The sequence below is a fragment of the Streptomyces sp. NPDC111656 genome, assembly GCF_055656965.1.
In genome coordinates this window covers 244,945-265,860 of record NZ_JBVKCA010000010.1, presented here as the reverse complement: position 1 = coordinate 265,860, position 20,916 = coordinate 244,945, and the positions used below count along the sequence as shown (strand labels likewise).

The following is a 20,916-nucleotide window of genomic DNA, read 5'->3' as shown; positions in this document are numbered from 1 at the left end:
CGGCCGACTTCAGGAGCGGGTCAGGGGGTGGCCACCGCCTCCAGGGCGGGGATCAACTGTTCCTCCTCGTAGGTGAGATGGGCTTCCAACTCCTGCGTCAGACGCACCACCTCGGGGAGTGCGCGGGTCGGGTCCGCGGGCCGCTCGCCGACCACCCGGCGCAACTCCTCGATCAGCACCGCGATCCGCTCGTGTTCGACGCGCAGCCGGTCCAGGACCGGGGTGAGGCCGGGGTGGCCGTCGGCGAGGGCACGGAAGAGACCGAGGTCCTCGCCGGTGTGGTGCCGGTGCAGGCCCTGGCAGAGGGAGAGGCAGTTGACCCGGAGCTGGGCGCCGAGGGAACTGCCCGAGGCGGCGAACTCCTCGCGGATGAGCGCCAGTTCGCGCCGGAAGGCGTCGTGTACGACTCTCAGTGCCTCGCCCGTCGAGCCCGCGTTGACCTGCGGCGGGCCGTCCCGCGGGATCTCGCGGAGCGCGACGACGGGGATCACCCGGTCCGTCTTCGCCTGGTACTCCGCCCATCCCCGGTCGGCCTCCACCGCGCGGGCGAAGAGCCGGTCGCGCTCGGCGCCCTCGAGGACGACGGCCTCGGCGTCGTAGGTGAAGACGCCGCTCTCGACCCGCACGCGCGGATGGGCGACGAGGTTGCGGTACCAGTCCGGGTGCCGGTGCGCGCCCCCGGCGGAGGCGATGACGATGACGCGGTCGCCGCCGTCGGGGTAGTAGCCGACGGGGGTGGTGTGCGGGGTTCCGGTGCGGGCGCCGGTGGTGGTGAGCAGAAGGAGTCGGGCTCCCTCGAAATATCCGCCGACTTTCCCGTGGCGGGCGCGGAACTCCTCGATGACTTTCTGATGGAAGGGGTTGGGCATGCGTCGCTTTCTTTTGTTTTCGGGCAGGGTGAATTGCCGCGGGGCGTTTTGGGGCGCGGCGCGGTAAGGGGGTGCGGGAGAGCGCGCGGAATTCCGGAAGAAGTGGACGCGCGGTGAGGTGAAGAGGTGATGCGAAGAAGAGGGTGGTCGGGGTGGGCGGGGCTCTACCCCGCCTCGGCCTCACTCGGAGGCCGGGCAACCAACTCGCTCACGGCACAAGGCCGACCCGGCAGTCATGGGCGCAACGGTAGTGCCGTACGCGCGTCGAGGCAATCCCGTATCGAGGGAAATGCAGAAGCGGGGGAGATCTGCTGAAAGCCTGGCCGCGGTCGCCGGCTACGGAAAGGCGGCTGTCCGAAGGGGATACCAGAAGGGGGCTGTCCGAAGGGGGTGCCCGCTCCTTTCCACTCTCAACGTATAGCGCACAGGGGGGCTTGCGGCAAGGCCCGGGGCGTGCCGCAGAATGGCCGGCCAAGGCCAGTACCTGCGGAAACGGTGGACGCCGGTGGGACCCGCGGTGCGGTCGGCCGAAATCCAATCTCCTCGAATGGGCGTTTGATGATTGACGTGATCGTGGTCGGCGGCGGACCGACCGGTTTGATGCTGGCCGGCGAGTTGCGGCTGCACGGCGTGCACGTGGTCGTACTGGACAGGTTGACCGAGCCGACCAAGGAGTCCCGCGGGCGCGGCCTGCACACGCGCAGCGTCGAGATGATGGATCAGCGCGGTCTCCTGGACCGGTTCCTCGCGGTCAGCGAGAAGTTCCAGGTCGGCGGCTTCTTCGGCGGCATCCTCAAGCCGTGGCCGGACAGGTTGGACACGGCTCACCCGTACGGTCTCTCCACCCTGCAGCCGGCCACCGAGCGGCTGCTCAACGAGCGTGCCCTCGAACTCGGCGCCGAGATCCGGCGCGGCTGCGAAGTGGTCGGGCTGAGTCAGTCCGACGACGGGGCCGGGGCCGGGTCCGGGGTGACCGTCGAGCTGGCGGACGGCACGCACCTGCGCTCGCGCTACCTCGTCGGGTGCGACGGCGGCCGCAGTGCGGTGCGCAAGGAGCTCGGCGTCGCTTTCCCCGGTGAGCCCGCCAAGGTCGAGACGCTGCTGGGCGACATGGAGATGACCGAGGATCAGGCGACGGTCGCCGCCGTCGTCGAGGAAGTCCGCAAGACCCACCTGCGGTTCGGCACCATCCCCAACGGGGACGGGACGTACCGCGTCATCGTGCCCGCCGAGGGCGTGTCCGAGGACCGTACGACCGCGCCGACCTTCGAGGAGTTCACACAGCGGCTGCGCGCCGTCGCGGGCACCGACTTCGGCGTGCACTCGCCGCGCCGGCTGTCCCGGTTCGGCGACGCCACCCGGCAGGCCGAGCGTTACCGGGTCGGCCGGGTGCTGCTGGCCGGCGACGCGGCGCACATCCACCCGCCGACCGGCGGGCAGGGGCTCAACCTCGGCGTGCAGGACGCCTTCAACCTCGGCTGGAAGCTGGCCGCCGAGGTCGACGGCTGGGCACCGGAGGGGCTCCTCGACAGCTACCACGCCGAACGGCACCCGGTGGGCGCCCGCGTGCTGGACAACACTCGCGCGCAGATCACGCTGCTGGGGACCGATCCGGGTGCGACCGCGCTGCGGGAGCTGTTGTCGAAGCTGATGGACTTCGAGGAGGTGAACCGGTACGTGACCGGGATGATCACCGCGGTCGGGGTCCGCTACGACTTCGGCGAGGGCCATGAACTGCTCGGCCGGCGGATGCGGGACGTGGGGCTGAAGCGGGGGCGCCTTTATGAGCTGATGCACGGCGGCCGCGGGCTGCTGCTCGACCAGACGGGTCGGCTCTCGGTGACGGGCTGGGCGGACCGGGTCGACCACGTCGTCGACGTCAGCGAGGAACTGGACGTGCCCGCGGTGCTGCTGCGGCCGGACGGCCATGTGGCGTGGGTCGGGGAAGACCAGCAGGATCTGGTCGGCCGGCTGCCCAAGTGGTTCGGCGCCGCCGTCGGCTGAGCGCGCGGGCACCCCTTCGTGGCGCAGAGCGCAGACACCCCCTTCGTGGCGCAGCGCACTTTTGCAAGCGGGTGCTTGCAATTGTTAGCGGAGGTGCGGCAAGGTGGAGGCATGGCATCACTCAACGTCGGCAATCTCGGTGAGTACCTGCGCGAGCAGCGGCGCAACGCGCAGCTGTCGCTGCGGCAGCTCGCCGACGCCGCCGGGGTGTCCAACCCGTATCTGAGCCAGATCGAGCGCGGGCTGCGCAAGCCGAGCGCGGAGGTGTTGCAGCAGGTCGCGAAGGCGCTGCGGATCTCCGCCGAGACGCTGTACGTGCGAGCCGGCATCCTCGACGCCGAGCGGGACGGGGAGGAGTGGCGACGGGAAGGTGCGACACGTGCCGTCATCCTCGCCGATCCCACGCTGAACGAGCGGCAGAAGCAGGTGCTGCTCCAGGTCTACGAGTCCTTCCGCAAGGAGAACGGATTCGAGATCACGCCGGACCTGGCCCAGGGCATGGCGCAGGACGAGGCACAGGGCATGGCAGAGCACATATCGGGCACCCAGCAAGCGCCGGACACCGCCGTCCGGGGCCCCCGCACGGCCGACGGCAGCGATGCCGACCCGCAGCAGACCGCCAGTTGACGACAACGACGTGCAGCACCGCCGGCCCCCACGTGGGCCTGCCGGTCTCGCCGCGGAACACCAAAACCCTCAGCTGAAAGCGACCGGAGGACCATCACCATGGCCATCACCGACGACATCCGCAAGGCCGCCACGGACCCCACCCCGCTGTACTTCCTGGCCGGCACCGCCGACCTGGCCGTCCAGCAGGCGAAGAAGGTCCCCGGCCTCGTGGAGCAGATCCGCGCCGAGGCCCCGGCGCGGATCGAGACCGTGAAGAACATCGACGCGAACACCGTCCAGGAGAAGGCCGCCACCCGCGCGAAGGAAGCGCAGGAGACCATCCAGACCAAGGTGACGGAGTTCATCAGCACCCTCGACACCGACCTGAAGAAGCTCGGTGAGTCGGCTCAGGACCTCGCCCTGCGCGGTGTCGGCGTCGCCGCCGAGTACGCCGTGAAGGCCAAGGAGACGTACGAGAAGGTCGCCGAGCACGGCGAGCAGACCGTGAAGACCTGGCGTGGCGAGGCCGCCGAGGAGATCGAGGAACTGGCCATCGCCGTCGAGCCGAAGGCCGAGCCGGTCGAGGTCAGGTCCGAGGAGAAGCCGGCCGCGACCGCCTCCGTGCCCGCTCCGGCCAAGAAGCCCGTGGCGAAGAAGGCCCCGGCCCGCAAGATCACCACCAAGAAGACGACGCCGCCCGTGAAGTAGCAGACGACGGGACTCCTCGTCTCAGGACGAAAGGTCTGGACGAAAGGTCTGGACGAAGGGTCAGGATGACGGGCCGGGCACTCTCAGAGTTCCCGGCCCGTTCTGCGGGTACGGTGGCCGTAGAGATGAATCGACTCGGGCGGTGGGCATAGTGCTGTTGACGGCATTCGGCGGCTTCTTGTCGCTGATCTTCCTTGCCATGCTGGTGCTCGCCGTGGTGGCACTGGTGATGGCAGCGGTGGCTCGCGAAGACGCGTACCGCGCGGCCGACAAGCAGAACAAGATGTTCTGGCTGATCATCCTGGGCATCACGGTGGCCGTGAACCTGCTGGTCCCGATCATCTTCCTGCAGATCGCGGGGCTGGTCGCCACGATCGTCTTCTTCGTGGACGTACGCCCCGCGCTCCGGCAGGTCTCCGGCGGTGGCCGGGGCCGCGGCGGAAGCAGCAGCGACGGCCCGTACGGCCCCTACAACGGAGGCCGCTGACCACCGGCGGTCAAGTTCAAGTCGACCACCGGCGGTCGGTCCTGCGGGCCTGAGTGTTACGCGGGCCGGGCCGTCGGCCAGGCCCGACCGTCACGCGGTCGTACGGCGGTCACGGCGTGACCGTCACACGGTTGTACGGCGGTCACGGCGTCCGGTCCAGCAGGAGCACCGCCACGTCGTCCGTCAGCTCTCCGCCGTTGAGGTCCCTGACCTCGTTCACCGTCGCCCGCAGCAGCTCCTCGCCCGCCAGGCCCTCGGCGAGCCGGCGGCGGACCAGGTCCACCATGCCGTCCTGGCCCAGCCGCTCCTTGCCCTCGCCGATGTGACCCTCGATCAGGCCGTCGGTGTAGAGCATCAGACTCCACTCGCCGCCCAGCTCCACCTGCCGGCGCGGCCAGCGGGCTCCGGGCAGCAGGCCGAGCGCCGGGCCACCGTTCTCGTACGGCAGTAGCTCGGCGGGCCGGCCGGGGCGGGAGATCAGCGGGGACGGATGGCCCGCCAGGCAGAGCCCGGCGCGGCGCCCGTCCGGCGCGATGTCCACCGTGCACAGCGTCGCGAAGATCTCGTCGTTCTCGCGCTCGTGCTCCAGGACCTGCTGGAGGGTGGACAGGAGTTCGTCGCCGCACAGGCCCGCGAACGTCAGCGCCCGCCAGGCGATGCGCAGCTCCACGCCGAGCGCGGCCTCGTCGGGCCCGTGCCCGCAGACATCGCCGATCATGGCGTGCACCGTGCCGTCGGGAGTACGGACCGTGTCGTAGAAGTCGCCGCCGAGCAGGGCGCGGGAGCGCCCCGGGCGGTAGCGCGCGGCGAAGCGGAGCGAGGAGCCCTCCAGGAGAGGGGTCGGCAGCAGACCGCGCTCCAGGCGGGCGTTCTCCTGGGCGCGCAGCCTGGACTCGGTGAGTCGGCGCTCGGCCTTGTCGGAACGTTTCCGCTCCACCGCGTACCGGATCGCGCGGCTCAGCAGCCGTCCGTCCAGCTCGTCGCGGAACAGATAGTCCTGGGCGCCGACGCGCACCGCCTGCGCACCGCGCTCGGCGTCACCGGAGGCGGTGAGCGCGAGGACGGCGTGCCGGGGCGCGAGCCGCAGCACGTGCTTGAGCGTGGTCAGCTCGTCGTCGCTCTGGGTGGCCGCCCGGCCGGGGGCGGGCAGCGCGAGGTCGAGCAGGATGCAGTGGACGTCGTCGGTGAGCAGCCGCTCGGCCTCGGTGAGGTTGCGGGCGGTGCGGATGCGGATCGGCTTGCCGGCCGCGTCGAGCATCTCGGGCACGCTGAGCGAACCCGCCGGGTCGTCCTCGATGACCAGCAGGGTCAGATTGGTGGTGCTGTCGACCGGGGTCGTGGCGGCTTGGGGCGCCGGTACTGCCCCGGCCGGGCCGCCGGTCGCTTCTCCGGATGGGCCGCCGGGTGAGAACGCGCCTTGAGCCTGACCGCTCTCCGCGGCCGGGATCGCTCTCTGCCGCGGTATGGGTACGGGCATCTTGTGGGTTCCTTCCCTCCCCCCGAGGGCGTGGTGGGGCGAAGGTCCTCGACCCACCGACGGGGACCATAGCGGTAGCGGACGCCGCAACGGAATGGTGTGCGTCATGGCGTCCGGCAGGCGGCCACCGTCATATGCCGCATCCTGTACCGCACTTGGACAGGATGCGGTTGTGCCCGGAATGACGAACGTCACGTCCGCGGGGTTGCGGGGTCTGTACAACCGTGGGGTGGGTCACGTGCGGTGCATCACGAGGGGCGGCGCGCTTTTTCGGGGTTGATGGCGGTTTGGCCGCCCGGGTTGCTCGGTCGGCCCGATCCGCCCCGGCTCCCCGCGCCCCGCCCCGTCACGCGTCCGGTCGTACGACCCCCAGTATCGGCATGGACCCGGCCCCCGTGATCGTCACCGTGCGGCCCGGGCGCGGCGCGTGCACGATCGCGCCGTCGCCGATGTACATCGCGACATGGCTGGCGTCGTCGAAGTAGATGATCAGATCGCCGGGGCGCATGTCCTTGACGTCGACGTGGGGAAGCTGCCTCCACTGCTCCTGCGAGGTGCGCGGAATGCCGTGGCCGGCGGCGGCCCAGGCCTGTGAGGTCAGCCCCGAGCAGTCGTACGAGCCCGGGCCCTCGGCGCCCCACTCGTACGGCTTGCCGATCTGGTCGGTGGCGTACTTCACCGCCTTCTTGCCCTGCTCGGACGCCTTGCCGCTGATCTCGGCGAGGACGCCGGAACTCAGCCAGGCCGTCTGCGCCTTGTACGCGGCCTCCTCCTCGAGCTTCGCCAGCCGCTCCTTCTCCTTCTTCTCGAGCTGGGACTCCAGCTTCTCGGCGGCGGCGATCTGCTTCTTGATCTCCTTCTGCGCCGTGGCCTTGGCCTGGCGGTTGGCCTCCAGCTTCTGCCACTGCGCGGAGGCGTCCTTCGCGTACTGCTCCAAGTCCTGCTGCGTGCGGGTCATCTCGGCGAGCAGCCCCTTGGCCGCGTGCTCGCCCTGGAGCACCCGCCCCGCGCCGTCCAGGTACTGCTGGGGGTTGTCGCTCAGCCACAGCCGCATCTCGGGCGGCAGACCGCCGCCCCGGTACTGCGCCCGGGCCGCGGCGCCCGCGCGGTCCTTCAACTCGTCCAGCTTGTCCTGGCCCTTGACGATCTCGCGGGCCAGGTCGACGATCTCGGCCGACTGCTGCTTGGTCTGCTCCTCGGCGGCGTTGTACGCGTCCGTGGCGACCGCCGCGGCGTGGTAGAGAGCGTCCAGCTTCTTGCGGATCGCCTCGAGGTCCTTGCCGGCCGGCGAGGTTGTCGGAGTCGGCGTCGGTGTGCGCGTGGGCGCTGGTGTCGGGCTCGCGTGCGCCACACCCGGTGCCGAAAGCACCGCGCAGGCGCAGGCCAGAACCATGGCCGCCGTGGTCAGGCTCCGCTTGCCGGATCCCATTGCTCCGCCCCCAAACTGATTTACCGTCAGTAACTTACGGACGCCTGGGGGATCGTGCCATGTCGGCGCGCAATGCGACAGAGGTGGGCAAGAACTCCCTTCCCCCCGGCCCGCCTACGTAAAACGATCTCCCCGCCTGTGTGACGAGCCAGTCACGCAGTTCGTTCCGTGCAGCTCACGGGCGTGTGGTGGCCACCCCTCCACCGGCCAAGCACGCCCGCACGACCCCCGGCGTCAACTGCCCGCGCGACACCCCGGTCTCGCACACCCGTGTGTCCCGGTTCGTCGCGCCCCAGCCTTCAACGCCCGTGTCTCGCCCGGGTGTCCGGTGTCTGTGCGGCGCTTGACGCCCGTGCGTCATCCAGACGTCGCACGCCTGTCCGGCACCCCGACGACCCGCGTCCCGCGCTCTGCTCTTACGCGAAGGCCCCGCGGGGTGCCAACGCCTCCCAGCGCACCGTGACTTCGCCCTGGCGCCAGCGGGATATCCCGTCCGTCACCGGCCAGTCCGCCGTCAGGTCGCCGACCGTGCGTATCCAGCGCTGCCGCGCGCCGTACGAGGCGTAGGGCGCGGCCGCGGCCCAGGCGCGGTCGAAGTCGCGGAGGAACGCGTGCACGGGCTCGCCCGGGATGTTGCGGTGGATCAGCGCCTTGGGCAGGCGCTCGGCGAGGTCGGACGGGCGGTCCAGGGAGCCCAGGCGGGTGGCGAAGGTGACCGTGCGCGGGCCCTCGGGGCCCAGGGCGACCCAGACGTGCCGACGGCCGATCTCGTCGCAGGTGCCCTCGACGAGCAGCCCGCCCCGGGAGCCGGGGCCCGCCGGTGCGAGGCGTGCGCGCAGACGCTGCCAGACCTCGGCGACCTGCTCCTCGTCGTACTGGCGCAGCACGTTCGCCGCGCGGATGAGCGAGGGGCTGCCCTGCACCGGGACCTCGAAGCCGCCGTGCCGGAAGACGAGTCCCTCGCGCTCGTACGGCCGGGCCGCCGCGACCCTCGCCGGCTCGATCTCCACGCCCACCACGCGGGTGCGGGGGGCGGCCGTGCGCAGGCGGGTCAGCAGCTCGACCGCGGTCCAGGGAGCCGCCCCGTATCCGAGGTCGACCGCCACAGGGTCGGCGCTTCTGTGCAGCTCGGCGCCGTGGGTGGCCGCGATCCAGCGGTCCATGCGGCGCAGTCGGTTGGGGTTGGTGGTCCCGCGCGTCACCGTACCCACGGGGCGGGACGCGGCGCGGGTTGTCATGCGTACGAGAGTAGGCGGCCGGGAGGAAGCCCGTGCGGGCCTGTGGATAACCTCCGGCAGCCCTCCGTCGACCTGTGGAAAAGATAGGGAAGAGGACCCCGCACGCAACACGTCCTCGAACGGTTGAGCGACTCTCGGTAATGATTCGGCAAAGGGGCGCGGGAGGGAACGCGGAAGGGAAATGGAGCGGACCGCTCCGGCGTTGGCGCTCTTTGGAGGGTGCCGTGCGTCCTCCGACCGGCATGCCCGCAGCAAGGAGGAACGCCACGTGAGCCAGTACGTCAGCAGGCTCGGGCGACGCTCCCCGGCGACGTCCTCCCGGCTCAGGCTGCACCGAAGGCCCCGTCGCGTCGCGATGCTCTCCGTCCACACCTCTCCGCTGCACCAGCCCGGCACCGGCGACGCCGGCGGCATGAACGTCTACATCGTGGAACTCGCCCAGCGCCTCGCCGCGATCAACATCGAGGTCGAGATCTTCACCCGGGCCACCACGGCCGCCCTCCCGCCGACCGTCGAACTGGCCCCCGGCGTCCTCGTCCGGCACGTCGACGCGGGCCCGTACGAGGGCCTCGCCAAGGAGGAGCTGCCCGCTCAGCTGTGCGCCTTCACGCACGGCGTCATGCAGGCCTGGGCCGGGCACCGACCCGGTTACTACGACCTCGTGCACTCGCACTACTGGCTCTCCGGCCACGTCGGCTGGCTCGCCGCCGAACGCTGGGGCGCGCCCCTGGTGCACGCGATGCACACCATGGCCAAGGTCAAGAACGCCGCGCTCGCCGAGGGTGACACCCCCGAGCCCGCCGCCCGTGTCATCGGCGAGACCCAGATCGTGCGCGCCGCCGACCGCCTCATCGCCAACACCTCCGAAGAGGCCGACGAGCTCGCCCGCCACTACGAGGCCGACCCCGGCAAGGTGGCCGTCGTCCACCCGGGCGTCAACCTCGACCGCTTCCGCCCCGCCGACGGCCGCGCCGCCGCCCGCGCCCGCCTCGGGCTCCCGCAGGACGCGCTGATCCCGCTCTTCGCGGGCCGCATACAGCCCCTGAAGGCCCCCGACGTGCTGCTGCGCGCGGTCGCCGTCCTCCTGGACGAGCGCCCCGAGCTGCGCGGCAACATCGTCGTCCCCGTGGTGGGCGGCCCCAGCGGCACCGGTCTCGCCAAGCCCGAGGGGCTGCAGAAGCTCGCCGCCCGGCTCGGGATCGCCGATGTCGTGCGCTTCAGGCCGCCCGTCGACCAGGAGCAGCTCGCGGACTGGTTCCGGGCCGCGTCGGTGCTGGTCATGCCCTCCTACAGCGAGTCCTTCGGGCTGGTCGCCATCGAGGCGCAGGCGGCCGGCACGCCGGTCCTGGCGGCCGAGGTCGGCGGGCTGCCCGTCGCCGTGCGCCACCAGGAGACCGGATTCCTGATCCCTGGGCACGATCCCGTCGCCTACGCGCGCGTGCTGCGCGATTTCGCCGACGACCAGGCGCTTTCGGCCCGGATGGGCGAGGCCGCCGCCCGGCACGCCCAGCGCTTCGGCTGGGACACCGCGGCCGCCGCCACGGCGGACGTGTACACGGCGGCCGTACAGGCCCACCGCCGCAAGGTGCGTGGCCACCAGGGCTGACGCGCGCACCGCCCGAGGGCCGGTCCGCCGGACGCCTGACGTACGCTCCCTCCATGGCTGACGCAGCGTCGATCATCGAGCAGGTCCTCACCGAGGCCGAGCTGGAGTGGGAGAGCCCCAAGGCGGGCTCGTACGTCGTGAAACTGCCCGGCACCCGCAAGCTCTCGACGACCGTCTCGCTGATCGTCGGCAAGCACTCCCTGTCGCTGAACGCCTTCGTGATCCGCCACCCCGACGAGAACCAGGAAGGCGTCCACCGCTGGCTCCTGGAGCGCAATCTCAAGCTCTATGGCGTGAGTTACGCGGTCGACTCCCTGGGGGACGTGTATCTGGTCGGCAAGCTGCCGCTCGTCGCGGTCACGCCGGACGAGGTCGACCGGCTGCTCGGCTCGGTCCTGGAGGCCGCCGACGGCGCTTTCAACACCCTCCTTGAGCTCGGTTTCGCCTCCGCGATCCGCAAGGAGTACGCCTGGCGGGTGTCCCGCGGCGAATCGACGCGCAATCTGGATGCGTTCACCCACCTGACTCAGCGTCCCGCTCGCTGAATTCCAGGTTCAGTCCAACTAAGTAGCGCACGACCCCTTCCGGGCCAGGGGTCTCAGTGGCATGCTCACCGCCGACGCAGATCTGAACGTCATTCACATCCATGGATTTCCATGGAATGCGACGGAAGGCGGGCGGGCATGAGCAAGGAGTACGTGAGCATCACCAGACGGGGCCTGCTCGGCAGCGCCGTGGCCGTGGCGGCCGCCACGGCGACCGGCGGACCGGCGACGGCCGCGGCCGCTGTTGCACGCCCCCGTGACCCAGGTCGAGTCCCCACCATCTGGCGGGAGTTCACCCGCACCCCCTTCACCCACCCGCAGATCCCGTACGTCGGCAGGGCCGGCCACCGGGGCGGGTCGGCGCGCTTCCCCCGCCGCCCCGTCGTGGCCGACGTCCGCGCCTACGGCGCCGTGGCGGACGGCACCACGGACTGCGCGCCCGCGATCAACCGTGCCATCGCCGCTGCCGGGAGGGCCGGCGGTGGCACGGTGCTCATCCCGCCCGGCACCTTCCGCATCGACGACCTCATCCGCATCGGCCACTCGAACGTCGTGCTGCGCGGCGCCGGAAGCGACCGTACGAAGCTGTACGCGACCAGGAACCTCACCGAACTGATCGGCGTCTACGGCTCCCGCTACGGCGGCGACAAGTCCTCCTGGTCCTGGGCGGGCGGCCTCATCTGGCTCGCGCCCACGGCCCGTTGGGACTCCCTCGTCGGCGCCATCAAGGACAAGGCCTGGCCCTTCGAAGGCTGGACCGGCAACAAGCGCGACGAGTGGGAGACCCTGACGACCGTGGCCCCCGCCACCCGCGGCTCCTGGTCGGTGACGGTCGCCGACCCCCGCCCGCTGAAGCCGGGCCGGCTCGTCCTCCTGCGGCTCGCCGACGACGCCGACCACACCCTCCTGGAGCACATGGCGGGCGGCGGTCCGGGTCCTGAGGCGTACTACTGGGACGACAAGACCAAGCTCACGAGTTACGTCCCCTACGAGTGGCCCGTACGCATCACGCGGGTGCGGGGCAGAAAGGTCACCCTGGAGCGCCCGCTGCCCCTCGACGTACGCCCCGAGTGGGACCCGCGTCTGACCACCCACGTCGAGTCGCTGACCGGCTCCGGAGTCGAAGGTCTCACCCTGGAGGCCGTCGAGACGCCGCAGTCCCCGCATCTCCTCGACAAGGGCTACAACGGGGTCGTCCTCCAGTGCGCGTACGACTGCTGGGTCGACGACGTGACGGTCCGCCACGTCGACAACGGCTTCGGATTCGTCGCCGCCTCCGCCTGCACCCTGCGCCGCACCCGTGTGGCGGGCCGAGGCTCGCACCACCCGTACTTCTGCCGCGAGGGCTCGCACGACAACCTCGTCGAGGACTTCACCATCGAACAGCGCACGGTCCCGGCCCCACCGAACACCCAGCTCCACGGCATCAACGTGGAAGGCCTCTCCTCCTACAACGTCTGGTCGCGCGGCGACCTGCGGATGGGCACCTTCGATTCCCACCGGGGCCTGCCCTTCGCCAACGTCCGCACCGACATCACCGTCGACAACAACGGCCGGCACGGCGGCGACGCGAGCGCCGGTCCGCTCTTCGGCGCACGCTTCACCCACTGGAACGTACGTGTCACGAACGGTCGTGCGGGGTTGATGAAGATCGACGGTCTGGCGCCCTACTCGGCCACCGTCGGCCTCAACGAGGTGGCCGAGTTCGACCAGATCGACGTCCCCGACTTCACCGGCGACCTGCACTCCCGCCTGGAGCTGTACGGGACCACGGACGTCGTACGCCCGCGCAATCTGTACGAGGCCCAGCGGGACCTCTGACGGGGGTCACGCCTGCCTCGAGCGTGCGTAGCGACCCGGAGTCACCCCGACGAACTTCTTGAAGTGCCGGGTGAGATGGGACTGGTCGTAGAAGCCGGTCGCCGACGCCACCTCGCCTGGCGGCCGGCCCTCGAGGAGGAGACGGCGGGCCCGTTCGACACGGCGGGACATCAGGTACTGGTGGGGCGCGATGCCGTAGGCGCCGCTGAACGCCCGTACCAAATGGGCGGGATGCGCGTGCACGAGCCGCGCGGCCTCGTCGAGGCCGATGCCCTGGGTGAGGCGTCCGTCGAGGAGTTCGCGCAGGGTGCGGGCGAGGGTGGGGGAGTCGCGCGGGGTGGCGGCGGGAGCACTGGGCCGCAGATGCGTGCGCAGCCGCTCGGCGATGAGCGTCAGTCTGCTCTCGGCCTCCAGTTCGTCACCGGGGTGACCGAGCGCGGTGTGCAACTGGCCGACGCGCAGTCGCAGCACGGGGTCACGCAGGTCGGGCCCGTCCACCGCGGCCCCTATGAGGTCCTCGCCCAGATGCGTGCCGTCGAGATAGACGACGCGCTTGCGGAAGCCGTGCGTGGTGACCGGGGAGCCGTTGTGCGGGACATGCGGCGGCAGCAGGGACACCGTGTCGTGCGGGGTGCCGTGCTCGTGCCGGTCGAGGTCGTACCGTACGGCCCCGTCGTCGACGATGAGCAGCGTCCAGGCCTCGTGCACGTGCATCGGATAGGCGTACTCGGTGAAGTGGGCGTGGAAGACCTCCACGACACCCGGAACGCGCGAGCGCCAGGCGGAGACCTCCGGCTGAGCGACCATGCAAAGAACGTACAAGACGGCGCCGTACGGCGGTCGGCAGTCTCGACGTATGAACAGCGAACCGATCCGCTTCGACACGAAGATCGTCGTCCTGCTGCGGGACGACCTTGAGCCCTGGCAACGTCTGAACGTCACATCCTTCCTGGTCAGCGGCCTGGGCACACAGGTCCCCGAGGTGATCGGGGAGCCGTACGAGGACGCGGACGGGGTGCCGTATCTGCCGATGTTCCGGCAGCCCGTGCTGGTCTTCGAGGGGACGAAGGAGGTCCTTGTGGCGGCACACGGCAGGGCGCTCAGCCGTGCGCTGCCCCGGGCCGTCTTCACGTCGGATCTCTTCAGCACCGGCAACGACCGGGACAACCGGGCGGCGGTGCGGGCTGTCGCCACGGCTGGACTGGATGTGGTGGGGCTGGCCGTGTACGGGCCTCGGAACGCGGTGGACAAGGTGGTGAAGGGGGCGCGGATGCATCCGTGAGGTCAGCGGGGGCGCTTTTTCCGGGAGCTCTTGTGCTTGAGGGAGGCTCGCAGCTGCTGGGCGTCGTAGGACCTTCCCCGGGCTGCCGGGGCGTCGGCGTCAGGCCGCGCTGACCTCGGGCTTCGCCACCGCCGGGTCGGCCTCCACCGCCGGTTCCTCCGTGGGCAGCCGTCGCATCAGCAGGCCGTACCCGAGCCCGGCCACCGTGCCCACCAGCGCGCACAGCCCCCACAGCCACTCGGCCCCGAACCGGTCGATGACCACGCCGGACATCAGGGGAGCGATCAGGGCGGCGAGTGACCAGGAGAGGGTGTACATGCCCTGGTAGCGGCCCCGGCCGTGGGTCGGGGAAAGCTGGACGACCAGGCCCGTCTGAGTGGGCGCGTTGACGATCTCGGCCAGGGTCCACACGCACACGGTGAGCGCGAAGACGCCGACCGACCCGGCGAAGGCGGTGAGCCCGAAGCCGTACCCGGCGAGGACCGAGGAGATCACGAGCAGCCGACGCGGATCCCGGTGCTGGATGAAACGGGTGACCGGGATCTGCAGCGCGACGATGAGGACGCCGTTGACGGCGATCGCCATGCCGTAGTCGGCCGGGGTGAAGCCCGCCGCGCCCATCGCGACGGGGAGCCCCACGGAGCCCTGCTGGAAGACCAGGGCGACAAGGAAGGACAGGCCGACGACGCTCATGAAGCGCCGGTCGCGCAGCACGGTCCCGAGGCCGACGTCGTCCTTCGCCTCCTTGGCGTTCTGCACCGGCCGGGACTCCGGCAGCTTCGCGAAGACGACCAGCGCGCAGACGAGGGTCATCCCGGCCTCGATGAGGAAGCCCGCGAGGTAGCTGAACTCGGCGATGAAACCGGCGGCCATGGAGGAGACGGCGAAGCCGAGGTTGATCGCCCAGTAGTTGAGGGAGAACGCCCGGACGCGGTCCTCGGGCCGCACGATGTCGGCCATCATCGCCTGGACGGCGGGCCGGGAGGCGTTGCTGGCCATTCCGACCAGGAAGGCGACCGCGGCGATGCTCACGGGGTCGTGCATAAAGCCGAGCAGCGCGACGGAGGCGGCCGTGGAGGTCTGTGCGACGAGGAGCGTGGGCCGGCGCCCGAGCCGGTCGGTCATCACGCCCGCGCCGAGCGAGGAGACGACACCGCCGAGCCCGTGCAGGGACGCCACGAGACCCGCGTACGAGGCGGAGTAGCCGCGGTCGAGCGTCAGGTACAGAGCCATGAAAGTGGCGACAAAAGCACCGAGTCGGTTGACCAGGGTGCTGGTCCACAGCCACCAGAACTCGCGGGGGAGCCCCGAGACGGTCTCTCGGACGGCGCGTCGCATGACGGCGAGTGGCATCGGTCGTCCCCCACGGATGTAAGCGGCTCATGTACTGACGGCAACTTACGAGCGGGAGGTCTCCGGGGCCACTCAATTAACAGATGCCGTCAACTGTCCGGCCTCTGGGCAGGGGCGCGAGGGGACGAAGGCTTCCATTACGCTCGGACGTATGGCCGACGCACCGTACAAGCTGATCCTCCTCCGCCACGGCGAGAGCGAATGGAACGCGAAGAACCTGTTCACCGGATGGGTGGACGTCAATCTCAACGAGAAGGGCGAGAAGGAGGCAGTCCGCGGCGGTGAGCTGCTGAAGGACGCCGGCCTGCTGCCCGACGTCGTGCACACCTCGCTCCAGAAGCGCGCGATCCGCACCGCCCAGCTCGCGCTGGAGGCCGCCGACCGCCACTGGATCCCCGTCCACCGCTCCTGGCGTCTGAACGAGCGGCACTACGGCGCCCTCCAGGGCAAGGACAAGGCCCAGACCCTCGCCGAGTTCGGCGAGGAGCAGTTCATGCTGTGGCGCCGCTCGTACGACACCCCGCCGCCGCCCCTCTCCGACGACAGCGAGTTCTCGCAGGCGAACGACCCGCGCTACGCGTCGATCCCGCCGGAGCTGCGCCCTCGCACGGAGTGCCTGAAGGACGTCGTCATCCGCATGCTGCCGTACTGGTACGACGGCATCGTCCCCGACCTCCTCACCGGTCGCACGGTCCTGGTCGCCGCCCACGGCAACTCGCTGCGCGCCCTCGTCAAGCACCTCGACGGCATCTCCGACGCCGACATCGCGGGCCTGAACATCCCGACCGGCATCCCGCTCGCCTACGAGCTCGACGCCGACTTCAAGCCGCTCAACCCCGGCGGCACGTACCTCGACCCGGAGGCGGCCGCGGCCGCGATCGAGGCGGTCAAGAACCAGGGCAAGAAGAAGTAACCTGACTTGATCAAGCCCCCTACCTGCGGGTTCTCCGCGGGTAGGGGGCTTTTCGGTGGCCTTGGGCCCTGTCTGGGCCGTCTGCTGCTTGACCGGGCCGTCAGGGCTTGAGTCATTCCGGCTCTGGCTGTGCCCTCACCTCTGCCTGCGCTCCCACATCGCGGAGAGCCGCGACCGCCGCCTCTGCGTTCTCCTGAAGCACGCCGTCGAGAATCGTTGCGGGAACCTGCGTTGCCAGAACCTTGCTGCGCCAGAGGCCCAGTCCCGTCAGTCGACGTACGACTTGGGCGACGTCCAGCACACGGGTGCCAGGGTCGGTGAGCAGCACGTCATGAGGCATGTCGTCGCACACCAATAAGAAGTACTCCGTCATTGCTCTCCCCGTCCCTCTCCGGCCAGGAGAGTACGAGCCCTCAGCCGCCATGTCGCCTCAATTGGGCCCCTCGAAGACAGTGGCCACAGCCTTGCGAGTGCGCTCCTGGAGGGCACGAGGTGTGCGTACACGCGGAGCGTCAGGCCAGGGTCCGAGTGGCCGAGGTACTCGGCGAGGGCCTTGATGTTCTCTCCGGCGTCCAGGAGGACCGAGGCGTAGAAGTGCCGGAGCGCGTGCATGCCGTTCTCGCGGGACTCGGCGTAGGGCTGTCCACGCTCGGGCAACGGGATCACCCCGGCACCGGCGAGCGCCCGCTTCCGCACCTCCTCGTTGAGGGAGGAACGCCAGACGTGACCGCCGCGCGGTCCGTTGAAGATCAGCCGCTTGGTCACCGGTGGCCCGTCCGCGGCAACGTGATCTCGACCGGTGGGAACTCCTTCATGTGGGCGCGGAGGGCGTCAGCGCCGATCGGTCCGGCGCAGTGAGTCTGGCAACCCTGGGCTGCGCGGTCGCGTCTATGGCAACTGACCAACGATCACCAGGCGCGACGCGACAGCGAAGGGGGCGCATAGGCCGTGTCGGACAGCGCAGTTGAGAAGAACAAGCCGGAAAAGGTGCCGCTCATCGCGTACTTCTCGGCGACTGTGGTGACGGGCGGCGGCGCCTTCGCGCTGACGGTCCTCGATAACTCGGGCTGGCACCACTATGGGCATCTGCTCGCGTTCCTGAGCGGCTTGATCGGGGTGCTCGAGTGCGTGAAGAAGGCGCGTGAGGCACGGCGCGCGGGCCTACCCCAGACTTGGCTTCCGCCGGCGCTTCTGGTGATGTACGCGGTGACTCTAGCGGTGCTGGTCGTTATGGCACTTGCGTGACGCTAGGGCTTCCTTCACGTCGGAGCGCCGCCAGGGCTCTGCGTAGGCGGGAGAAGTCCACACGTGCCCCCTGCGTGCCCGATCGGGCGGTGCACAGCGGTAAACACCAGGGAACACAGGTAGAGCTACAAGGAACGCGCAGATCAGCGGCCTCCCAGGTCAGACGCCACCCGCGTACGCGATCTTCCGAACTGGGGCTCTACCAGATCGCTAGGCCACCGAACACGTTCCGCCCGTGTAGTAGCCTCCCCGTGGAGGGGTGCCATGTCCGCGTGGATCATGTTGGGTGTCGGCTGCTTTTTCGTAGTTCTGGGCGTATTGACCTTGAACGGCCGGGGAACTGCGGCGTATGCGCGGTCGCCTTGGGCTGGTTGGGGTTGGATAGCGATGGGTGGCGGCTTCGTCCTGGACGGAGGCCCCCAACTGCTCGGCTTCTCTTTCCAAGCGGAGGCGAATCTTTCCACCGTTGCTCTGGGGCTCATCGTGCTCGGCGCGGCGCTTCAGGTTCGGGGCAGAGCGTTCGCCAAGACTCGTCGTGTCGGCGACGGCGACTGAGTGGCGCCGCCACTCCCTATCTAGGGCGACCGTCAACTGGGCCACTGATGTCTGACGTCAACGGCTGACACCAACAGCGGTGGACGAATACGGACCGAGGTGGACCCTAGAGACCACTTCCAGGCCGCATGACTGCTGACTTCCAGCGTCGGGAGCCCGCGATGATCGACCTGATAAGGCTGAGGCCAGGGCACATAGGTGCCTCCAGGACGGGGCGCCGTCCCAGGGGAAGGCGTTTCCGGCTGCTGGCAACTGCGTCGTCTGGCCGGGACGGTGATGCCATGGGCTATGGCTCGCCTCTCTGCAGGATGTAGGTGCTGCGTGAGTCCGGGTCGCCGAAGAAGAAGTAGAGGTTCAGCGCCTTCTTGTCGTCGCGCCGCAACTCGAATGTCCACGTGTAGGTCTTGGGCGTCTGGGGGCGGTCCGCCGGCGGGGCAAGCGGCTCGTTCGGCTCCGGCACACGAGTCGCGACCGCGGTACGTGAGGTGAGGGTCAGTTGGACATGCTGGCCGTCGTTCCATCCGGTCCGCTTGTCGGTCAGCTTCCAGGTTCCCGTGCCTGACAGGCGCCACCTGTCGTCGAAGTCCCATTCCTGTCCGTCCAAGAGACGGATGTCGGCCTTCCCGTCAGGCCGGAAGACAACGTTCGTCCGGTCGTAGCCGATCCATGACCCCGACACTTCTGCCCGCTTCACATCATGCAGCGCGGGTACTTCGTCGTACATGTGGGGATTGCATCCCGTGAGCGCGAGCGCGAGCAGACAGGCGACGAACACCGCGTGCCACCCCCTGGCGAGGCCGGATGAGTGGGCCAGCACGGTCCTTCCCTCCCCAAAGAAGCCGCACCACAGGCGACTGCGACCAACCGCTTACCGATCACGGCCCCGTCATGCTGGCATCATTTCTGAACGCGTTCAACTCCTGTGCTGAGCCGAGTGGTCGCAGGTGAGTGTCCAACTGCGTGACAACGCCCGCGTAGCGGCGGACAACCACGTACGCGTGCGGACCATCGCGGCAGGTGTGAGGCACTCCGGCCTGAGGTGAAGCGCCCCCAAGTCGCTTCGGGACGAAGAGGTCCGCGCCCCGACCTCCACGACGGTGACGGTTGCCAAGCCTGTGTCCGGCCCGACCGTTCAGGAACAAGTGCACGACCAGGCGTAGGCGATGAATGCAGCCGCCACGGCAGACGTGGCGGCCGCCACGCCGGCCAGTCGCCCGCGCCGCCCTGGCCTGGCGGGACGAAGCAGCTCCCAGCCGCCGTAGCCGAGGAAGGCGAGCAAGGCACCACCCGCACCGCCGGTGACAAGCGGGCTGCGCTCCCATCCCCGGACGAACCCCAGAGCCGGGCCCGCCACGGCGAGGCAGGCGAGCACCGTCAGCACTGCCTCTCCGACGAGTTCCTCCAGGAGTTCTTTCAGGAACGAGCCGATGCCGCGGATCACGCGTAGGACACGACTCCGAGCCACAAGAACAGCCACACGCCCCCCAGGGCCAGTTTTAGCGACGCCGGACGGAGACGTACACCAGCGGCTCCGTCCGGCCGTCGCATCGGCCCACGGCGGCAGCCGGGGCGGGCTCGGATCGAACTCCTGCGGCGGTGTTCGCCCGATACCGATGGTCATCAGGGCTGGGTGACTCGCAGGTGTCGTCGTTCGGCCAGTTCCTCCGCGCCGACCACGGTCAGAACCGGGGTACCCGGCGGCGCGAACATGGTCACCACCAGCTGCGACTGCGCGTCCGAAAGGTTGTTGGCGCCCTGGTAGTGGATCACGTCGCCCCCAGGCTCGAACACGGCGTCACCGGCCTTGAGCACCCGGGGCGGCTGCCCCTCCAGCTCGAAGAGGATCTCGCCCTGGGTCACGTAGCCGAAGAGCGGCCCGGGGTGCCGGTGCGGCGGCGCGCCCGGGTCACCGGGCCGCAGGGTGACCCGGACGGTCCTGGCCTCGGCGCCGGCCGGGATCCGGGCCGCCGCCTCCGGCAGGGTCGTGATCACCTCAACGCCTGGGTGCGGGTGTGCGTGCTCCGCGCTCATGTATTCCTCCAAACAGAGACTGTCCACAGAGAGGACAAGACGGCTTCCTCGTTTGTGACAGCCCTACGCGGCGAACCTGTCCAGGGCCGCGCCGGAGAAGTCGGCGTTGGGTGCCCAGCCCGGCGTCGGGGCGGCATCCGGGCCGGCGCGCTTGCCCCGCGCCGGTGGGACCGCCCGGCCGAGCGGAATGAGCCGGTCAGGAGTGTCCACGGTCGGGCCGCAGTGCGCACCGAGGCGGGTTGTTCTAGCGTCGAACAGAGGAGGGGCAGTCCTGCCGAGCCGCCGGGTGCGGGGGCCCGCGGCCACGGTCGTACGCCAGGCGCGTTCGCTGCTCGGCGCCTGGAATCCGCGCATCCCCGACCAGTCCCGGAGAGCAGGTGCCTTCCATGCACACGGCGGCCCGTATCGCCGGTGTCCTCACCGGTTTGACCCTCACACTCGGTGGCGTGGCCTTCGTCGCCCCCGCCGCCCACGCGGACATCCCGGCCTGCACGAACATGGTCCAACAAGCGGGCGTCCACGTCTCGGACGCCGTCAGGACGGCGTGCACCCAAGGTGTGCACGGTGATCTGCGGGGGTGTGTGAGCGCCCTGACCCAGGCCGGCGCGCCGGGCGGCGCCGCGACCGGCGCCTGTCGAATGGCGGCCAACCCTCCGTGACGGCCGCTGCCGACGTACGCCACCGCGCTCTCGTGCCGCGGGCAGGGGGCTTTTGTGTACTAAAAGTCCTGCCAGGCCCCGGTCC

General features: G+C 70.0%; 23 protein-coding genes and 1 pseudogene. 12 read left to right on the top strand and 12 right to left on the bottom strand.

Translation table 11 applies throughout. The features are described from left to right. Window positions 1-20 precede the first annotated feature (20 nt). Complete coding sequence (locus tag ACZ7M3_RS28825; RefSeq protein WP_472066803.1) at window positions 21-869, bottom strand: nitroreductase/quinone reductase family protein; 849 nt, start codon at window positions 867-869, stop codon at window positions 21-23. 558 nt (window positions 870-1,427) lie between these two features. Between ACZ7M3_RS28825 and rox the strand changes: the two genes are divergently transcribed. The 4 genes from rox (at window position 1,428) to ACZ7M3_RS28805 (ending at window position 4,677) form a co-directional block, all read left to right on the top strand. Further along, window positions 1,428-2,873: a rifampin monooxygenase gene (rox, locus tag ACZ7M3_RS28820; RefSeq protein WP_472066801.1), complete on the top strand. Its 1,446-nt coding sequence runs from the start codon at window positions 1,428-1,430 to the stop codon at window positions 2,871-2,873. A gap of 111 nt (window positions 2,874-2,984) precedes the next feature. Beyond that, window positions 2,985-3,500 carry a helix-turn-helix domain-containing protein gene (locus ACZ7M3_RS28815; RefSeq protein ID WP_472066799.1) on the top strand — a complete coding sequence of 172 codons (516 nt, stop codon included), beginning with the start codon at window positions 2,985-2,987 and terminating at the stop codon, window positions 3,498-3,500. A gap of 99 nt (window positions 3,501-3,599) precedes the next feature. Beyond that, window positions 3,600-4,190 carry a hypothetical protein gene (locus ACZ7M3_RS28810; protein WP_472066797.1) on the top strand — a complete coding sequence of 197 codons (591 nt, stop codon included), beginning with the start codon at window positions 3,600-3,602 and terminating at the stop codon, window positions 4,188-4,190. Between the two features lie 151 nt (window positions 4,191-4,341). Further along, a complete protein-coding gene (locus ACZ7M3_RS28805; protein ID WP_075026970.1) occupies window positions 4,342-4,677 on the top strand; it encodes a DUF2516 family protein in 336 nt (111 codons plus the stop codon). Between the two features lie 142 nt (window positions 4,678-4,819). Here ACZ7M3_RS28805 and ACZ7M3_RS28800 read toward each other — a convergent pair whose 3' ends face one another. From ACZ7M3_RS28800 to ACZ7M3_RS28790, 3 genes are all read right to left on the bottom strand, one after another. Continuing rightward, window positions 4,820-6,154 carry a PP2C family protein-serine/threonine phosphatase gene (locus ACZ7M3_RS28800; protein ID WP_472066795.1) on the bottom strand — a complete coding sequence of 445 codons (1,335 nt, stop codon included), beginning with the start codon at window positions 6,152-6,154 and terminating at the stop codon, window positions 4,820-4,822. 346 nt (window positions 6,155-6,500) lie between these two features. Further along, the gene (locus tag ACZ7M3_RS28795) at window positions 6,501-7,583 is read right to left on the bottom strand and encodes a C40 family peptidase (protein WP_472066793.1); all 1,083 of its coding nucleotides are present in this window, start codon (window positions 7,581-7,583) and stop codon (window positions 6,501-6,503) included. 416 nt (window positions 7,584-7,999) lie between these two features. After that, on the bottom strand, window positions 8,000-8,821 hold the full coding sequence (locus ACZ7M3_RS28790; RefSeq protein ID WP_355308711.1) for a class I SAM-dependent methyltransferase: 822 nt from the start codon (window positions 8,819-8,821) through the stop codon (window positions 8,000-8,002). 268 nt (window positions 8,822-9,089) lie between these two features. Here ACZ7M3_RS28790 and mshA point away from each other — a divergent pair, with 268 nt between their 5' ends. The 3 genes from mshA (at window position 9,090) to ACZ7M3_RS28775 (ending at window position 12,793) form a co-directional block, all read left to right on the top strand. Further along, on the top strand, window positions 9,090-10,427 hold the full coding sequence (gene mshA, locus ACZ7M3_RS28785; RefSeq protein ID WP_472066791.1) for a D-inositol-3-phosphate glycosyltransferase: 1,338 nt from the start codon (window positions 9,090-9,092) through the stop codon (window positions 10,425-10,427). Window positions 10,428-10,480: 53 nt separating this feature from the next. Further along, window positions 10,481-10,972, top strand: coding sequence for a type III secretion system chaperone family protein (locus ACZ7M3_RS28780; RefSeq protein WP_452964231.1), 492 nt, complete (start codon window positions 10,481-10,483; stop codon window positions 10,970-10,972). A 138-nt stretch (window positions 10,973-11,110) separates the two neighbouring features. Continuing rightward, entirely contained in the window at window positions 11,111-12,793 is a 1,683-nt protein-coding gene (locus ACZ7M3_RS28775) for a glycosyl hydrolase family 28-related protein (RefSeq protein WP_472066789.1), read from the top strand. A gap of 6 nt (window positions 12,794-12,799) precedes the next feature. On the opposite strand, the gene ACZ7M3_RS28770 is transcribed toward ACZ7M3_RS28775, so the two are convergent. Further along, window positions 12,800-13,600 carry a helix-turn-helix domain-containing protein gene (locus tag ACZ7M3_RS28770; RefSeq protein ID WP_472066787.1) on the bottom strand — a complete coding sequence of 267 codons (801 nt, stop codon included), beginning with the start codon at window positions 13,598-13,600 and terminating at the stop codon, window positions 12,800-12,802. On the opposite strand from ACZ7M3_RS28770, the gene ACZ7M3_RS28765 reads away from it, so the two are divergent. Beyond that, complete coding sequence (locus ACZ7M3_RS28765; protein WP_179436524.1) at window positions 13,599-14,075, top strand: DUF2000 family protein; 477 nt, start codon at window positions 13,599-13,601, stop codon at window positions 14,073-14,075. The two genes, ACZ7M3_RS28770 and ACZ7M3_RS28765, sit on opposite strands and share 2 nt — an antisense overlap. 99 nt (window positions 14,076-14,174) lie before the next feature. On the opposite strand, the gene ACZ7M3_RS28760 is transcribed toward ACZ7M3_RS28765, so the two are convergent. Further along, window positions 14,175-15,428 (bottom strand): MDR family MFS transporter, encoded by a 1,254-nt coding sequence (locus ACZ7M3_RS28760; protein WP_472066785.1) that lies wholly within the window; start codon window positions 15,426-15,428, stop codon window positions 14,175-14,177. Window positions 15,429-15,579: 151 nt separating this feature from the next. Between ACZ7M3_RS28760 and ACZ7M3_RS28755 the strand changes: the two genes are divergently transcribed. Next, window positions 15,580-16,341 carry a phosphoglyceromutase gene (locus tag ACZ7M3_RS28755; RefSeq protein ID WP_388116443.1) on the top strand — a complete coding sequence of 254 codons (762 nt, stop codon included), beginning with the start codon at window positions 15,580-15,582 and terminating at the stop codon, window positions 16,339-16,341. Between the two features lie 112 nt (window positions 16,342-16,453). On the opposite strand, the gene ACZ7M3_RS28750 is transcribed toward ACZ7M3_RS28755, so the two are convergent. Both ACZ7M3_RS28750 and ACZ7M3_RS28745 read right to left on the bottom strand, forming a co-directional pair. Then, entirely contained in the window at window positions 16,454-16,714 is a 261-nt protein-coding gene (locus tag ACZ7M3_RS28750; protein ID WP_472066783.1) for a ribosomal protein L7/L12, read from the bottom strand. A gap of 57 nt (window positions 16,715-16,771) precedes the next feature. After that, window positions 16,772-17,189 (bottom strand): annotated as a pseudogene (locus tag ACZ7M3_RS28745) (tyrosine-type recombinase/integrase); the annotation flags it as partial. A gap of 100 nt (window positions 17,190-17,289) precedes the next feature. Between ACZ7M3_RS28745 and ACZ7M3_RS28740 the strand changes: the two are divergent. Both ACZ7M3_RS28740 and ACZ7M3_RS28735 read left to right on the top strand, forming a co-directional pair. Beyond that, window positions 17,290-17,586 carry a hypothetical protein gene (locus ACZ7M3_RS28740; RefSeq protein ID WP_472066781.1) on the top strand — a complete coding sequence of 99 codons (297 nt, stop codon included), beginning with the start codon at window positions 17,290-17,292 and terminating at the stop codon, window positions 17,584-17,586. 264 nt (window positions 17,587-17,850) lie between these two features. After that, entirely contained in the window at window positions 17,851-18,141 is a 291-nt protein-coding gene (locus tag ACZ7M3_RS28735) for a hypothetical protein (protein WP_472066779.1), read from the top strand. Between the two features lie 286 nt (window positions 18,142-18,427). On the opposite strand, the gene ACZ7M3_RS28730 is transcribed toward ACZ7M3_RS28735, so the two are convergent. The 4 genes from ACZ7M3_RS28730 to ACZ7M3_RS28715 all read right to left on the bottom strand — a co-directional run bounded on the left by ACZ7M3_RS28730 (window position 18,428) and on the right by ACZ7M3_RS28715 (window position 20,382). After that, window positions 18,428-18,865 carry a hypothetical protein gene (locus ACZ7M3_RS28730; RefSeq protein WP_472066777.1) on the bottom strand — a complete coding sequence of 146 codons (438 nt, stop codon included), beginning with the start codon at window positions 18,863-18,865 and terminating at the stop codon, window positions 18,428-18,430. A 408-nt stretch (window positions 18,866-19,273) separates the two neighbouring features. Beyond that, window positions 19,274-19,582, bottom strand: a complete 309-nt coding sequence (locus ACZ7M3_RS28725) for a hypothetical protein (protein ID WP_472066775.1) — start codon at window positions 19,580-19,582, stop codon at window positions 19,274-19,276. Between the two features lie 179 nt (window positions 19,583-19,761). Next, the gene (locus tag ACZ7M3_RS28720) at window positions 19,762-20,172 is read right to left on the bottom strand and encodes a cupin domain-containing protein (RefSeq protein ID WP_095853934.1); all 411 of its coding nucleotides are present in this window, start codon (window positions 20,170-20,172) and stop codon (window positions 19,762-19,764) included. A 63-nt stretch (window positions 20,173-20,235) separates the two neighbouring features. Then, complete coding sequence (locus tag ACZ7M3_RS28715) at window positions 20,236-20,382, bottom strand: hypothetical protein (RefSeq protein ID WP_472066773.1); 147 nt, start codon at window positions 20,380-20,382, stop codon at window positions 20,236-20,238. Between the two features lie 176 nt (window positions 20,383-20,558). Here ACZ7M3_RS28715 and ACZ7M3_RS28710 point away from each other — a divergent pair, with 176 nt between their 5' ends. After that, on the top strand, window positions 20,559-20,831 hold the full coding sequence (locus ACZ7M3_RS28710) for a hypothetical protein (RefSeq protein ID WP_472066771.1): 273 nt from the start codon (window positions 20,559-20,561) through the stop codon (window positions 20,829-20,831). Window positions 20,832-20,916: the final 85 nt, after the last annotated feature.